The 14159-nt window shown below is 66.2% G+C and carries 14 protein-coding genes; 10 read left to right on the forward strand and 4 right to left on the reverse strand.

The features are described from left to right. Genes clpX through ACXMDY_RS11870 form a run of 3 tightly spaced genes read left to right on the forward strand, consistent with a single transcriptional unit; the run spans position 1 to position 3831 of the window. Positions 1 to 1341: an ATP-dependent protease ATP-binding subunit ClpX gene (clpX, locus tag ACXMDY_RS11860; protein WP_259702579.1), complete on the forward strand. Its 1341-nt coding sequence runs from the start codon at positions 1 to 3 to the stop codon at positions 1339 to 1341. A gap of 19 nt (positions 1342 to 1360) precedes the next feature. Then, entirely contained in the window at positions 1361 to 2038 is a 678-nt protein-coding gene (locus tag ACXMDY_RS11865) for a lecithin retinol acyltransferase family protein (protein ID WP_259702580.1), read from the forward strand. Then, positions 2035 to 3831: a DNA polymerase III subunit gamma/tau gene (locus ACXMDY_RS11870; RefSeq protein WP_259702581.1), complete on the forward strand. Its 1797-nt coding sequence runs from the start codon at positions 2035 to 2037 to the stop codon at positions 3829 to 3831. Before ACXMDY_RS11865 ends, ACXMDY_RS11870 begins: the two co-directional genes overlap by 4 nt. On the opposite strand, the gene ACXMDY_RS11875 is transcribed toward ACXMDY_RS11870, so the two are convergent. Beyond that, entirely contained in the window at positions 3828 to 5192 is a 1365-nt protein-coding gene (locus tag ACXMDY_RS11875; protein WP_259702664.1) for a glycosyltransferase, read from the reverse strand. The two genes, ACXMDY_RS11870 and ACXMDY_RS11875, sit on opposite strands and share 4 nt — an antisense overlap. Positions 5193 to 5391: 199 nt before the next feature. Then, the gene (locus tag ACXMDY_RS11880; protein ID WP_259702582.1) at positions 5392 to 6951 is read right to left on the reverse strand and encodes a SpoIID/LytB domain-containing protein; all 1560 of its coding nucleotides are present in this window, start codon (positions 6949 to 6951) and stop codon (positions 5392 to 5394) included. A gap of 96 nt (positions 6952 to 7047) precedes the next feature. Between ACXMDY_RS11880 and rpmI the strand changes: the two genes are divergently transcribed. The 3 genes from rpmI to ACXMDY_RS11895 are packed head-to-tail and all read left to right on the forward strand — an operon-like array spanning position 7048 to position 8263. Continuing rightward, on the forward strand, positions 7048 to 7248 hold the full coding sequence (gene rpmI, locus ACXMDY_RS11885) for a 50S ribosomal protein L35 (RefSeq protein ID WP_259702583.1): 201 nt from the start codon (positions 7048 to 7050) through the stop codon (positions 7246 to 7248). 51 nt (positions 7249 to 7299) lie between these two features. After that, positions 7300 to 7647, forward strand: coding sequence for a 50S ribosomal protein L20 (gene rplT / locus ACXMDY_RS11890; protein WP_259702584.1), 348 nt, complete (start codon positions 7300 to 7302; stop codon positions 7645 to 7647). A gap of 25 nt (positions 7648 to 7672) precedes the next feature. Further along, complete coding sequence (locus tag ACXMDY_RS11895) at positions 7673 to 8263, forward strand: tetratricopeptide repeat protein (RefSeq protein ID WP_259702585.1); 591 nt, start codon at positions 7673 to 7675, stop codon at positions 8261 to 8263. Here the strand turns inward: ACXMDY_RS11895 and ACXMDY_RS11900 are convergent, their stop codons facing one another. Further along, a complete protein-coding gene (locus tag ACXMDY_RS11900) occupies positions 8264 to 8821 on the reverse strand; it encodes a hypothetical protein (protein ID WP_259702586.1) in 558 nt (185 codons plus the stop codon). It abuts the gene before it with no gap. A 65-nt stretch (positions 8822 to 8886) separates the two neighbouring features. On the opposite strand from ACXMDY_RS11900, the gene ACXMDY_RS11905 reads away from it, so the two are divergent. The 4 genes from ACXMDY_RS11905 to ACXMDY_RS11920 all read left to right on the forward strand — a co-directional run bounded on the left by ACXMDY_RS11905 (position 8887) and on the right by ACXMDY_RS11920 (position 12421). Beyond that, complete coding sequence (locus tag ACXMDY_RS11905; RefSeq protein ID WP_311133762.1) at positions 8887 to 9720, forward strand: thiazole synthase; 834 nt, start codon at positions 8887 to 8889, stop codon at positions 9718 to 9720. Between the two features lie 72 nt (positions 9721 to 9792). After that, the gene (gene psb34 / locus ACXMDY_RS11910) at positions 9793 to 9960 is read left to right on the forward strand and encodes a photosystem II assembly protein Psb34 (protein ID WP_259702587.1); all 168 of its coding nucleotides are present in this window, start codon (positions 9793 to 9795) and stop codon (positions 9958 to 9960) included. A gap of 84 nt (positions 9961 to 10044) precedes the next feature. After that, complete coding sequence (locus tag ACXMDY_RS11915) at positions 10045 to 11241, forward strand: NAD-dependent epimerase/dehydratase family protein (protein WP_259702588.1); 1197 nt, start codon at positions 10045 to 10047, stop codon at positions 11239 to 11241. A 46-nt stretch (positions 11242 to 11287) separates the two neighbouring features. After that, positions 11288 to 12421, forward strand: coding sequence for a glycosyltransferase family 4 protein (locus tag ACXMDY_RS11920; RefSeq protein WP_259702589.1), 1134 nt, complete (start codon positions 11288 to 11290; stop codon positions 12419 to 12421). Here the strand turns inward: ACXMDY_RS11920 and mrdA are convergent. After that, on the reverse strand, positions 12406 to 14157 hold the full coding sequence (gene mrdA / locus ACXMDY_RS11925) for a penicillin-binding protein 2 (protein WP_259702590.1): 1752 nt from the start codon (positions 14155 to 14157) through the stop codon (positions 12406 to 12408). The two genes, ACXMDY_RS11920 and mrdA, sit on opposite strands and share 16 nt — an antisense overlap. Positions 14158 to 14159 lie beyond the last annotated feature (2 nt).

Here is a 14159-nt window from a genome sequence, read left to right on the forward strand (position 1 = left end):
ATGGCCAAGTTCGACGCCCATCTGAAGTGCTCGTTCTGCGGCAAGTCCCAGGAGCAAGTGAGGAAGTTGATCGCCGGACCCGGCGTCTACATCTGCGACGAGTGCATCGACCTGTGCAACGAGATCCTCGATGAGGAGCTCGCTGAGGTTCAGGGCGGCGGCCGCTCCCAGGCCGACTCAACCCGCAAGGCCACCCCGAAGAAAAGCGGCAAACCCGCCCCCACCCTGGCCTCGATCCCCAAGCCTCCCCAGATCAAGGCCTTCCTCGACCAGCAGGTGGTGGGCCAGGAGGAGGCCAAGAAAGTGCTGGCCGTCGCCGTCTACAACCACTACAAGCGACTGGCCTGGCATGGAGATGGCAACGGGGAAACCGACCGGACCGCCACCCGGCTGCACAAGTCGAACATCCTCCTGATCGGCCCCACCGGCTGCGGCAAGACCCTCCTGGCCCAGACCCTGGCCGAACTGCTTGACGTACCCTTCGCCGTCGCTGACGCCACAACCCTCACCGAAGCCGGCTATGTGGGCGAAGACGTCGAGAACATTCTGCTGCGGCTGCTTCAGAAGGCCGACCTCGACGTGGAGCAGGCGCAGCGGGGCATCATCTACATCGACGAGATCGACAAGATCGCCCGCAAGAGCGAAAGCCCTTCGATCACCCGCGATGTTTCCGGAGAAGGGGTGCAGCAGGCCCTGCTCAAGATGCTGGAAGGCACCGTGGCCAACGTCCCCCCCCAGGGCGGACGCAAACACCCTTATCAAGACTGCATCCAGATCGACACCAGCCAGATCCTGTTCATCTGCGGGGGGGCCTTCGTCGGGCTCGACGACGTGGTGCAGAGACGGCTGGGGCGCAATTCGATCGGCTTTCTGCCCACCGACGGCCGCGGCCGCAGCCGCAAGGAGCATCAGGCCACCCACGTGCTGCGGCATCTGGAGCCGGAGGATCTGGTCCGCTACGGCCTGATTCCCGAATTCATCGGCCGTCTGCCGGTCAATGCCGTGCTTGAACCCCTGGATGCCAGGGCGCTCCGGGCCATTCTCACCGAGCCGCGCGATGCCCTCGTCAAGCAGTTCCAGACGCTGTTGAGCATGGACAGCGTCCAGCTGGAGTTCGAACCCGAGGCGATCGAAGCGATCGCCCAGGAGGCCCATCGTCGCCGCACCGGTGCCCGGGCCCTGCGGGGCATTGTCGAGGAGCTGATGCTCGATCTGATGTACGAGTTGCCCACCAGCACCGATGTGACCACCTTCCTGGTCACCAGGGAGCTGGTGGAACAACGCAGCAAGGCCAAGGTGCTGACCCACCCCAGCGCGATCAGTCAGCAGGAGTCGGCCTGAGGCCGGAAGAAACCCCGCCATGGCAACCGCTGATCACCTGCAGGTGCCTCGCCAGCACGGCCTCTTCGACCATCACGGCATCGACCTGGGTGACGGAACCGTGGCCCATTACCTGGAAGGACGCCAGATCCTGCGCAGCCCGATCGATGTCTTCAGCCGCGGCGAAACAGTGGCTGTGGTTCCCTACGACTCCGCCGCCGTCTCAGCGCCAGGGGTGACGCTGCGGCGTGCGATGGGCCGACTCGGAGAACAGCGCTACAACCTCGTGTTCAACAATTGTGAGCACTTCGCGATCTGGTGCAAAACCGGTCACCACCGCAGCACCCAGGTGGAGGACTGGTTGCGCAACGGCAGCCTCGGCGCCCTTGCCGTGGGGCAGTTCATCCCGGCGGCTCTGCTGGTGGCCATCCGGCTGCTGCTGCGCCAGGGACTCAGCCTGGATCACGGCCGTGAGCTGGCCCAGCGGAGCCTGGAGCAGCTCGATGGGCTGCGACTGCGGCTGCAGCAACGGCTGGAGCAGGAGCTGGAGCAGGCGGAGCAGTGGTGGGCCGGGGACAAGGGCACCGACCAGCTCGGCAAGCTGCGCCTGCAGGCCCAGAGCCTGGCCGATCAGCTCGCCACGGTGGAGGAGCTGGAGGACCGGCTGGAGCGGCTGCTCAGTGAGGCCAAGCCCACCCGCGACGACCCGACACCATGAGTGAGGCTCCGGCCTACCAGCCCCTGCACCTCAAGTACCGTCCCCAGCGATTCGACCAGCTGGTGGGTCAGGAGGCGATCGCTGCCACCTTGAGCAATGCCCTGCTCCAGAACCGGATTGCGCCGGCCTATCTGTTCAGCGGTCCGCGGGGCACCGGCAAGACCTCCAGCGCCCGCATCCTGGCCCGGTCGCTGAACTGCGTCGACAGCGATCGACCCACAGCCCAGCCGTGTGGCGTCTGCGAGCTGTGCCGTTCGATCGCGGCCGGCAACGCCCTTGATGTGATCGAGATCGACGCGGCCTCCAACACCGGCGTCGACAACATCCGGGAGCTGATCGAGCGATCCCGCTTCGCGCCGGTGCAGGCGCGCTGGAAGGTGTACGTGATCGACGAGTGCCACATGCTCTCGACCGCCGCCTTCAATGCCCTGCTCAAGACCCTTGAAGAGCCGCCCCCCCGGGTGGTGTTCGTGCTGGCCACCACCGACCCCCAACGGGTGCTGCCGACCATCCTTTCGCGCTGTCAGCGCTTCGACTTTCGCCGCATTCCCCAGGCGGCCATCGAAGGCCATCTGCGCTTCATCGCCACGGAAGAGCGGATCGAGATCAGCCAGGAGGCCCTGCAGATGGTGGCGCAACGGGCCCAGGGGGGGTTGCGGGACGCGGAAAGCCTGCTCGATCAGCTCAGCCTGCTTCCGCCCCCGATCGAGACGAGCGCGATCTGGGAGCTGCTGGGAGCGGTGCCGGAGCAGGAACTGCTGCACCTCGCAGCCGGACTGGCCTCCGGCGACCCGCTCGTGTTGATCGAAGCCTGCCGTCTGCTGCTGGATCGAGGGCGCGAGCCCTCCGCGGTGCTGCAGGGGCTGGCCTCCCTGCTCCGCGACCTCGTACTGGCCGCGGCCGCCCCGGGCCGGCTGGAGCTGAGCAGCCTCTCGCCCCAGTTCAGGCCAGAACTCCCGGAGCTGGCAGAGAGGCTCGGCAACGGGCGGTTGCTGCGCTGGCAAAGCCAGCTGCGGGGCAGCGAACAGCAGTTGCGCCACAGCATCCAGCCACGGCTCTGGCTCGAAGTGCTGCTGCTGGGGCTGCTCTCCGAGCCGGCCAGCAGTGGGACGGCCAGGAGTGGCATGGAATCCCCGCCAGGAAAGCCCGAGCGCCTTGAACCTGTCGCCGTGGCCGTGGCCAGGGAGGTGGAGGTCCGCAGTCCTGAAACTCCGCCACCCCCGGCCACGGGCACCCCGACCACGGCCACCCCGGCCGAACCTCCAGCCCAGAACCTGCCGGAGCTGTGGCAGCAGATTCTCTCCCTTCTGACACTGCCCTCCACCCGCATGCTGCTGTCCCAGCAAGCCTCCCTGGTACGCCTGGACGACCAGCGGGCCGTGGTGCGGGTCAGTGGAAACTGGATGCCGATGGTGCAGAGCCGCCAGCCGCTGCTGGAACAGGCCCTGCAGAGCGCCCTGGGAAGCCCACGCCAGCTGGTGCTGGAACCACAGGAAGCCTCCCCACAGCCACCTGAGCCGACCAGCCAGCCAGTCCCTGCAACGCGAGCGCCCCAGCCTGCCGCTCGACCCCAGCCCGTGCCCGTGCCCGTGCCCGTGCCGGCCGGTCCCCCGCCGGCTCCGTCATCGGAAGCAACGGCGTCTGGAGCGCCCCTGCCAGGGCAATCCCTGCCAAGGCAATCCCCGCCAGGCCAGCCACTGGCCGAGAAGGCCCAGCGGCTGGCCGAGTTCTTCAACGGCGAGGTGGTTGACCTGGAGGAGCCCGAGGCCGAGGCCGGCAGCTCGGAGAATTAGGTGGTCTGGGTGGAGAGATCGGAATCGGATGGGAGCTGACCGTCTTCGCCGTCCGCAGGCTGGTCGGGATGGCTCCCGAGATGAAGGGTCTTGGCCCAGACCAGCCGTTTCGGCATCACCGCCATGCGAACCGCCACGAGGGGAATAACCACGAGCCAGTGGGTGAAGTAGGTCATGGCCAGCAGAACACTGAACGGGTTCAGTGCCGGCAGGGGAGGGCCCTCGGATGGCCGGCGGCACCCGATCACCAGGGCTGCGGTGGTGAGGCTGATCGCCACGAAGGACAGGGGCCAGATCGCCGGCGACGTTCCACTCAGCAAGGCAGCGAACAGATCGAAGGCCGCGATCAGCGGCAAGGCGTATTGCAGGAAGAAGAAAACGGCGAGATCAACCCTCTGACGGCGGGAAAGCCGGGAAGAGATCAGGCCAGGCCCGTAATCGAAGAAGCGCTGCAGGCCGCCCTCGGCCCAGCGCTGCCGCTGCTTCCAGAGCGAGGCCAGGGTGAGAACGGCTTCCTCCTCCACCGGCGGATCCCAGAGCACGCCAACCGGATGCCCTGCCAGCAGGAGCCGGAAGCTGAGATCGAGGTCATCAGTCACGGTGGCCTCGTTGAACCCTCCACAGGCTTCCAGCACGTCACGGCGAAGCAGCTGACCATTGCCCCGTAATTCGCCGATGCCACCGGAGCGCACGCGGCCCTCCTGGATGCCCGCGTCCAGGGCCATCTCCATCGCCTGGGCCCTGGTGAGCAGATTTCGCTCCGTGTTGACCACAGCCTTGCGGAGCTGCACAGCTGACCAGCCTGCCGATTCCGCAAAGGGGACAAGGCGCTCGAGCAGATCAGCCTGGAGACCTGCGTCGGCATCAAGCACCAGCATCCAGCGACCCTGCAACTGCTCAAGAACAGCATTCAGCGCGCCGGATTTTCCCCCACCGGCTTCCCGGCTGCGCCGGATCACGGTCAGTTGCGGTGTTCGACCCTCCAATTCGGCGAGCAGCTCGGCTGTGCGGTCTTCACTGCCGTCGTCAATCACCCACAGCCGGATTCGGCCGGCGGGATAGCTGAGCTGGCCAACGCGCTCGACCAGGCGGCCGATGACGGCTTCTTCATCCCGGGCGGCCACCACCACATCCACGAGCGGCCAGTCCCCAGCCTGACCGGAGAGCGTCTCGACAGCCTGCCCCGGCGCCGCGGCGGCTTGATCAGGCTTGCCGGCAGGTCCGCTCCAGAGCGGCCGAAGCACCGTGCGCAACACATAGGTGGCGATCAGCAAGCTGAGGCTGAGGGCAGGCAGAAGGTTGCGGGGTGGATCAAACCAGTGCGGAGCAACACCGACCCAACCGCAGAGGATCACGAACATGGCCGCTTTGCCGCGACGTCGGGCTGCTCCTGCCAAGGGTTGGGTCACACCGGCCACAACGCCCCCAGGCGCTGCTCGATCCCTTTCTGGTTCACTGTCTGGGGCACCTCCTTGTTCAACTTCCCGTTCAAGCGCATTGCTGCAACGGATCCCTTGAGCAGACTTCTCGCGACGCCGCAAAGGCCATAGTCCAGGCACTCTAAAGGCGTCCCTCCAGGGAAGGGATGGTCTGCAGGTCAGTGCCAGGGTAGTAATGCTCGAGAATCCGCTCGAGGCTCCAGCCACGAGCGGCCAGATCGATCGCTCCTGCCTGGGAGAGACCGGCCCCATGGCCGAATCCGCCGCCCTGGAATCGCCACGACCCGGGGCGATCCGGCACCAGCTCGAACAGTGTGCTGGGGAGCTGGCGGAAGGTGCGCCGGATCGCGTCAAGCCGAAGCACCCGCTCCCCCGTGCTGCCCTGAATGGCCAGGGCCACCACGCGCCCACTCGGGCCGCGCTCCAGCACCTTCAGCCGCAGGGGAAGTCCCACGCCGGCGCCGGCCCGGTCGAGATCGGCTCGAATCCGCTCAGCGCTCAGCAGGCGTTGCCAGCGAAAGCGCGGATGATCTGCGCCATAGGCCTGGCCTCCCTGGCTGAGCAACGTCGGCAGCAACGGGGCCGCCAACGGAACGGTGAAGCGCCTGGCAAAGCCGGCGGGCCCATCCGGGCGGGCCTGAAGGTAGGGCAGGGCCACGCCACTCCAGACCTCCTCGAATCCCGCCGAAATGCCGCCATTCGTGGCGTGATAGACGGCGTGAATCGGCTCACCCTTCCAGCTGAGCACCCGGCCCCGGGTGGCCTGGATCGCCCGGCTCACCGCTGCGCCGGCCTGGCGCGGGTCTGCGTAAACCTGGCACTGGGTGTCCGCGCAGAGGTGATAGCCATCGGTGGCGAAACGATGGCGGTTGCGCAAAGCCCAGGTCCGCGCCAGCACGGCCTGGGCGGCCAGGGCGGCCGCCGGGGAGGCGGCTCCGATTTCATGGGGAACCACCCCGAGCAGATAGCGCTCGATCGGCACCTGTTCAATCAGGCTCCAACCCCCGTAAGCATTGGGCTGGAGACGAAACGGCCCCTTGAAGACGCCGCCCTGCCAGCGCAGACCACCTGGAGCGGTGATCTGAATGGGCCCTTCGAGCAGGATCGGAGTCGATCCAGCCACGGGGGCCTCCAGGCCGAGCCGGCTGGTCATCAGCCGCTCGACCGTGCGGACCTGGAAACCTTTCGGGGGAGTCGCATCCACCGGAGCCCACACTTCCCAGTCGAGTGGATAGGCGATCTGGGCTGCGATCCCGGCGGCCCGCCAGGTGTTGGCCGCCTGCTCGGCACTCTCAAAGCTGGCGAAAGGACCCAGCACGCTGCGCCGCAGCGGCAACGGCTCCGCCAGGGGAACCTCCCGCCAGCGCAGACTAAGCCTGGTGCCGCTCTGTCGCCGCCCCGCCGCATCGACCAGGCTCAAGGAACCGGTCGCTGCCTCCAGCACCAGTGGTGGCGCCTGAGCCGCACCCCCCACCCCTGGTCCCAGCCGGGAGGCGAGGGCGATCCAGAGCACTGGGTCGTTGCTCTCAAGCGGGGGCGGCAGCTGGGTGGGCCAGTGCAGCGCCACCTGAGCGGGAACGGCGCGGCAACCCGGTGCGACCAGCAGCGTGGCGCCGATGGCAAGCAACGCCGGAGCGAGACGACCGGCCGAACTGGCGAGGGAAAAAGACAGGCGAAGCATCGATGCGAAGGGTGAGGATAGGGACCGGTTTGGCGGGGGAGTTGGCGGAAGGGACTTCCACGTCGTACTTTGATTGTTTGTGCCCGAGCGGACGAGATGCCGAAGCTCAAAACCCGCAGAGCTGCCGCAAAGCGGTTCAAACTGAGCGGAAGCGGCAAATTCATGCGCCGCCGCGCCTTCCTCAATCACCTGCTTGATCACAAGAGCCCGAAGCGCAAGCGCTATCTCGGCACGATGGCGGTTGTCGATGCACGCGATGTCGAGAACGTCAGGGGCATGCTCCCCTACGCCAACTGAGCTGCTCGCCTGAGCCTCACCCGCACCCACCCAACCCCCCGTCACTGATCCATGTCTCGCGTCAAGAGGGGCAACGTCGCCCGCAAACGCCGCATCAAGGTCCTGCGCCTCGCCCGCGGTTTCCAGGGGAGCGGCAGCAAGCTGTTTCGCACAGCCAACCAGCGGGTGATGAAAGCCCTCTGCAACGCCTACAGGGATCGTCGTCGTCGCAAGCGTGATTTCCGCCGCCTCTGGATCGCCCGGATCAACGCTGCTGCACGCCTCAACGGCCTGAGCTACAGCCGCCTGATCGGCGGCCTCAAAAAAGCCGACGTGCAGCTCAACCGCAAGATGCTGGCCCAGCTGGCCGTGGCCGACCCCGCCAGCTTCACCAGCGTGGTTGGCGCCGCCCATCCCTGAACTGACCCCCTGACGGGGAGGCCCGATGGATCTTCTCCTGCCCCAGGCCTACCTGATCGGACTGATCGTCCTGCTCGGTGCCGCTGCGCTCGTGATCGGCTTTCAGCTGGTTCGGGTACGACGCGATGAGGCGACCCTCTCCCGCCTGGAGAGTGAAGGCAAGACAGGGGTGCAGCAGGACCCAGCCGCTCTCTACGAGCTGGGCTCCGTGCAGTTACGCAAACGGCTCTATGCCCAGGCTGTGAACTCCCTCCAGCTGGCACTGAAACGGTCGAGCGGTGAACCACAGGAAGCACAGGCCCTGATCCAGAACGCCCTGGGGTTTTCCCTCGCGGCCCAGAACAATCACACGGCCGCGATCCGGCATTACAAGGCCGCCCTGCAGGCCAAGTCCGATTACCCCGTTGCCCTCAACAACCTCGGCTACGCCTTCGAGCGACTGAGCAAACCAGAAGAGGCCCGTCAGGCCTATGAGCAGGCCCTCAGCCTCGACCCAGGCAACAAAACCACCCAGAAACGGCTCAAACTGCTCGATCGCCGCAACCCGAGGCAACCTGAAGACAGCTCCGGTCCGGGCAAAGGAATGAAGCCCCAGGCCAAGACCAACGGAGCCTGATCACCAGAGTCCACGAATGGGTCCAGGGCCCTGGCCTGGAGAAACCGGTTTCGACTCGGCCATCGGCGCCAGCACCAGCCGTCCACCAAGATTGGTTAACCGCGGTGCGTTCCAGCCACTAAGACTCAAGCCCTGGAGGCCCAGAAAATCTCCGCCGGGCTCCAGACCGGAGCTGAGATCGTTGATCAGGGGCAGCAATTCGAACTGATCCGATTTGGCGTTGAGATTCCCCTGCACAGGGGTGGTGACCGATCCGATCGTCATCACGCCTCGCAGATCCACGACCTGGCCGATCGGCTTGAGAGCATCGAGCCGCAGCTCCACCGGGACCGCCGTTGCGGAACCGAAGGCCTGGTAACTGCCTCTCCAGAGCCGGGGGAGCTGATCGGCCAGCAACTGAGCCCGGACGATGGGATCAAAGGTCTCCACCGGACCGAAGTCCGTCTGGAACGATTCGACCGTGGCGGGATCCGGCAAGCGGAAAGGCACCATCCCACCGACGGGAACCGGAGTGGCCGCCAACAGCAGCGGAAGCACGAAGTCCACAGCGATCACCATCCTTTTCGCAAGGTTAGGCCGCTGCTGAGCCCTAAGCTTGCGAGCCATTTCCTTCTCTCGCAGCCGTGGCCGCAGCTGAACCGGCCGAAGCGGATGCCCTGCTGATCGGTGGGAAGCGCTTCGGCAGCCGCCTGATGACCGGCACCGGCAAGTATCCCGATCTCGCCACCATGCAGGCCAGCCTGGCCGCCAGCCGCTGCGAGATCGTCACCGTGGCGGTGCGGCGCGTTCAGGCCGCCGCCGCCGGCCACGCTGGGTTGATCGAGGCCATCGACTGGAGCACGATCTGGATGCTGCCGAACACCGCCGGCTGCGCCACCGCAGAGGAGGCGGTCAGGGTGGCGCGGCTGGGCCGGGAACTGGCCAAACTGGCCGGCCAGGAGGAGAACAGCTTCGTGAAGCTTGAGGTGATCCCCGACAGCCGCCATCTGCTTCCCGATCCGTTCGGCACCCTGGAGGCGGCCGAACAGCTGGTGGCCGAGGGGTTCACCGTCCTGCCTTACATCAATGCCGATCCACTGCTCGCCAAACGCCTGGAGGAGGCGGGCTGCGCCACCGTGATGCCGCTGGGCTCGCCGATCGGTTCCGGCCAGGGCATCCGCAACGCCGCCAACATCGCCTTGATCATCGAGAACGCTCGGGTTCCGGTGGTGGTGGATGCCGGCATCGGGGTGCCCAGCGAGGCCGCCCAGGCCATGGAGATAGGGGCTGACGCCGTGCTAATCAACAGCGCCATCGCCCTGGCCGGTGATCCCGCCGCCATGGCGGAAGCCATGGCCCTGGCCACCGAGGCCGGCAGGATCGCCTGGCGGGCTGGGCGGTTGCCGATGCGGCCGCAGGCCAGCCCCAGCTCCCCCCGCCAGGGGCTGGTGGGTCAGGTCGGCACGGCTTCTTCGTGAACTTCCCGCAAGGCAACCCTGAGATCTCGGCCTCAGCCGATAGCGTTTCTGGCTCTCTGCCTCGTCTCCAGAATGTCGGTCACCCGGGAAGACGGCGGCAGGTTGAACGCCTTTGCCAAGGAACCACCGATCCTGTTGGTCGAATCCGGCGGATCGATCGGCAGGGCCAGTCTGGTGCTGCTGATCGGCGGGGCAGCCCTGGTGCTGGGGATGGTGGCGGTGGCCGTCCGGATCAGCTGAGGCGCCTGGAGCCGAGCGGAGCCGCCGGATGCCTGTAGTAGCTTGCCAGCAGGGAGCATTCGCTCGTTCGGCAGGAGTTCAGACGTGAAGGTTCTCGTTCTCGGTGGCGATGGCTTCTGCGGCTGGCCCTGCGCCGTGAATCTGGCCGATGGCGGTCACGATGTGGTGATCGTCGACAACTTCAGCCGCCGCAAGATCGACATCGATCTGGGCGTGGAATCCCTGACTCCGATCGCCAACCTGCCGGATCGGCTGAGGGCCTGGGCGGAAACGGGGGGCAACCCGATCCGCTTCGTGCATCTGGATATTGCTCAGCAGTACCAGAGCCTGCTGGAACTGCTGCGCCTGGAGCAACCTGGGGCCGTCGTTCATTTCGCCGAACAGCGGGCTGCTCCCTATTCGATGAAGAGCAGCGCCACCAAGCGCTACACCGTCGACAACAACGTCAATGGCACCCATAACCTTCTCTGCGCCATCGTCGAGAGTGGGCTGGATGTGCACATCGTCCACCTCGGCACGATGGGGGTCTATGGCTACGGCTCCCACCGCGGCGCCACCATTCCCGAGGGATATCTGACCGTCGAGGTTCCCCAGCCCGATGGAACCCGCTTCCGCGAGAAAATCCTGCACCCCACCGATCCTGGCAGCGTCTATCACATGACCAAGACGCTCGACCAGTTGCTGTTCTTCTACTACAACAAGAACGACAGCATTCGCGTCACCGATCTCCACCAGGGGATCGTCTGGGGAACCAATACCGACCTCACCGATCGGGACCCCCGCCTTGTCAACCGCTTCGACTACGACGGCGATTACGGCACGGTGCTCAACCGCTTTCTGATGCAGGCTGCAATCGGCTACCCGCTCACCGTGCACGGCACCGGGGGCCAGACCCGTGCCTTCATCCACATCCGCGACTCGGTGAAATGCGTTGAACTGGCCATCGCCAATCCGCCTGGCTCCGGCGAGAAAGTCCGCATCTACAACCAGATGACCGAAAGCCACAAAGTCAAGGACCTGGCCGAAAAGGTGGCTGCGGTGACCGGAGCCAAAGTGAGTCATCTGCCCAATCCCCGCAAGGAGGCGATCGAAAATGATCTGATCGTTGATAACCGCTGCCTGATCGAACTGGGTCTCAAGCCCACCACCCTTGATGACGGGCTGCTGGCCGAAGTGGTGGATGTGGCCCGCCGTTGGGCCGACCGCTGTGATCGCGCCCGGATCCCCTGCGTCTCCGCCTGGACATCGTCCCAGGCTCAGGCCGTCAAGGCGACGGCCTGAGCCTGGCTCCCACTCCGAGTTCGTCCCCCCTGGAGCAGCGCCCCCCTTGAAGATCGTTTTTTTCACCGAAACCTTCCTGCCCAAGGTGGACGGGATCGTGACCCGGCTCACCAAGACGGTGGAGCATCTGGTGGCGGCAGGTGACCAGGTGCTGGTGTTCTGCCCGGAGGGAGCACCGCAGCTCTACATGGGAGCCAGGGTGATCGGGGTGCCGGCGATGCCCCTGCCGCTTTATCCCGAACTGAAGCTTGCTCTGCCGAGGCCCTCCGTCGCCGAAGCCCTGGAGGCTTTCGCGCCCGATCTGGTCCATGTGGTCAATCCCGCCGTGCTTGGTCTGGGCGGCATCTGGCTGGCCAAGTCACGCCAGATTCCCCTGGTGGCCAGCTATCACACCCATCTGCCGAAGTATCTGGAGCACTACGGCATGGGCATGCTGGAGCCCCTGCTCTGGGAACTGCTCAAAGCCGCGCACAACCAGGCCGATCTCAATCTCTGCACCTCCACCGCCATGGTGGAGGAACTCAGCCAGCGGGGCATCCAGCACACGGCCCTGTGGCAGCGGGGGGTAGACACCGAACTGTTCCGCCCCGACCTGCGCAATCCAGCCATGCGCCGCACCCTGATGGGGGGGCGTGACGACAGCCAACGTCTGCTGCTCTACGTGGGCCGGCTTTCAGCCGAAAAGCAGATCGAGCGCATCCGTCCCGTGCTCGATGCCTTGCCCGGCGCCCAACTCGCCTTGGTGGGGGATGGCCCCCATCGCCCCCAGCTGGAGCAGGTGTTCGCCGGCAGTGCCACCACCTTCGTGGGCTACCTGGCCGGAGAAGAGCTGGCCAGCGCCTACGCCAGCGCCGATGCCTTCCTGTTCCCCTCCAGCACCGAAACCCTCGGCCTCGTTTTGCTGGAGGCGATGGCGGCGGGCTGCCCGGTGGTCGGCGCCAACCGCGGCGGCATCCCTGACATCGTCACCGACGGGGTGAACGGTTGCCTGTACGACCCCGACGATTCCACCAGCCTGACGGCAGCGACCGAACGGCTGCTGGCCAGCCCGGAGCGCCGTGAACAATTGCGCCAGGCCGCCCGCCAGGAAGCGGAGCGCTGGGGCTGGACAGGCGCCACGGCCCAGTTGCGCTCCTACTACGACAAGGTGGCCAGGCCCAGACTTCAATTGGTCGGCTGAGCACCTCGAAACCAGGTGGTCATCAGAGCCTTCACCATCGGGGCCGCCACCGTGCCGCCGTAACCGCCACTGTTTTCCCCGAAGGCGATGATCACCAGATTTGGTTTTTCAGCCGGGGCATAACCACCGAACCAGGCATGATCCTGGCGAGGCGGATCCTCGGCAGTACCGGTCTTGCCTGCCACAGGCGGCAGACCGGGAATGTTCAGCAGGGTGGCGGTGCCCTGGGTGACGACCTCCCGCAGACCCTGGCGCAACACCGCCAAGGTGGAGGGCTTCAAGCCCAGCCACTGCCTGGACATGGGCCGGTCCACCAGGTGGGGGGTCACCAGCCAGCCGCCATTGGCGATCGCGGCATAGAGCCGCGCCATCTGCAACGGTGTGACGGCAACGGCGCCCTGGCCGATCGACGAGGTGATCGTGTCCACCGATGTCCAGTCTTCCTTGAGGGTTCGACGCTTCCAGTCCCGATCGCCCAACAGCCCCGGACTCTCCTCCTCGTTGAGCTCGATGCCGGTGGGACTGCCGAAGCCAAGCCGCCGGGACGCCTTGAAGAGCTCCGTCGCCCCCACCTTCAGACCGAGCCGATAAAAGAAGCTGTTGCTGCTCACAGCCAGGGCCTTGGCAAAGCCGATGCTGCCGAAACTGCCGTGATCGGCATAACACTGGCCGTCGTAACAGAAGGAACTGGAGGTCGGGATGGTGGAGCCGGGCTCGTAGCGGCCTGACTCAAGGCCGGCCAGGCTGCTGATCACCTTGAAGGTGCTGGCCGGTGGAAACGCCTGAAGGGCACGATCCAGCATCGGCGCCTCGGGTCGGTTGAGCTCATTCCACTGAGCCGTCGTCGGCCCGGCCGAAAACACATTGGGGTCGAAATTCGGGCGGCTTGCCATCGCCAGGATGGCGCCGGTCTGGGGATCCATCGCCACGATCGCCCCCTTCCGCACCCCATCGAGGGCCCGCTCCGCAGCCCGCTGCAACTCCAGGTCGATGGTGAGGCGCAGATCCCTGCCAGCCCGCGCCTGTTTGTCCCCAAGCACGCGCTGAACCTCTCCCGCCGCATTCACCTCCAGCTGCTGGCCACCCCATTCGCCGCGCAGGTGGCCCTCAAATACCCGCTCCAGGCCACTGCGGCCGATGCGGTCCTGAACCCGGTAACCACTGCTTTCAAGACGGTTGTATTCCTCTTCGTTGATGCTGCTGGTGTAGCCGAGCACGTGGGCGGCGAGCCGACCCTGGGGATAGGAGCGCAGGTAATCCACATCCACATCGATGCCGTCGAAGCCGGCGGCCTGTTCCTTGAAGCGGAGCACCTGCACGCTGCTGAGCGGGCCAGCCAGAGCGATGCGGTAGCCGTCCCCCTGGCCACCGCTCCGCCGCCTGCTCTCCAGCTGGCTGACGGGCACGCCCAGCACGTCGGCAAGCCGGCCGCGCAGCTGCTGCCAGCGCTCATCCGTCACCACCAGGGGGCGCAGATAGAGGTTGTAGGTGATGCGGTTGGTGGCCAGCACCTCCCCATGGCGATCCAGCAATCGACCCCGCATCGGGTGGCGAGGCACCAGGCGAATCCGGTTCTGATCCGCCAGCACCCTGTTCTCGGTGCCATGAACCAGTTGCAGCCAGGCCAGCCGTGCCCCCATCGCCGCCGCGACCAGCAGGACCAGACCCAGCAACCAGGCGGGCTGGTGGCGCATGCCAGCCTGACGGGACTGACCGAGCAGCAGACCGCTCCCCATCG

This window comes from Cyanobium sp. ULC082 (assembly GCF_977927535.1).

Bases quoted from the DNA above. Each gene is read 5' to 3' on its own strand.
- ACXMDY_RS11880 (WP_259702582.1), bottom strand. From the start codon at position 6,951: ATGCTTCGCCTGTCTTTTTCCCTCGCCAGTTCGGCCGGTCGTCTCGCT.
- ACXMDY_RS11865 (WP_259702580.1), top strand. From the start codon at position 1,361: ATGGCAACCGCTGATCACCTGCAGGTGCCTCGCCAGCACGGCCTCTTC.
- mrdA (WP_259702590.1), bottom strand. From the start codon at position 14,157: ATGGGGAGCGGTCTGCTGCTCGGTCAGTCCCGTCAGGCTGGCATGCGC.
- ACXMDY_RS11875 (WP_259702664.1), bottom strand. From the start codon at position 5,192: ATGTTCGTGATCCTCTGCGGTTGGGTCGGTGTTGCTCCGCACTGGTTT.
- rplT (WP_259702584.1), top strand. From the start codon at position 7,300: ATGTCTCGCGTCAAGAGGGGCAACGTCGCCCGCAAACGCCGCATCAAG.
- clpX (WP_259702579.1), top strand. From the start codon at position 1: ATGGCCAAGTTCGACGCCCATCTGAAGTGCTCGTTCTGCGGCAAGTCC.
- ACXMDY_RS11900 (WP_259702586.1), bottom strand. From the start codon at position 8,821: ATGGTGATCGCTGTGGACTTCGTGCTTCCGCTGCTGTTGGCGGCCACT.
- rpmI (WP_259702583.1), top strand. From the start codon at position 7,048: ATGCCGAAGCTCAAAACCCGCAGAGCTGCCGCAAAGCGGTTCAAACTG.
- ACXMDY_RS11870 (WP_259702581.1), top strand. From the start codon at position 2,035: ATGAGTGAGGCTCCGGCCTACCAGCCCCTGCACCTCAAGTACCGTCCC.
- ACXMDY_RS11895 (WP_259702585.1), top strand. From the start codon at position 7,673: ATGGATCTTCTCCTGCCCCAGGCCTACCTGATCGGACTGATCGTCCTG.
- psb34 (WP_259702587.1), top strand. From the start codon at position 9,793: ATGTCGGTCACCCGGGAAGACGGCGGCAGGTTGAACGCCTTTGCCAAG.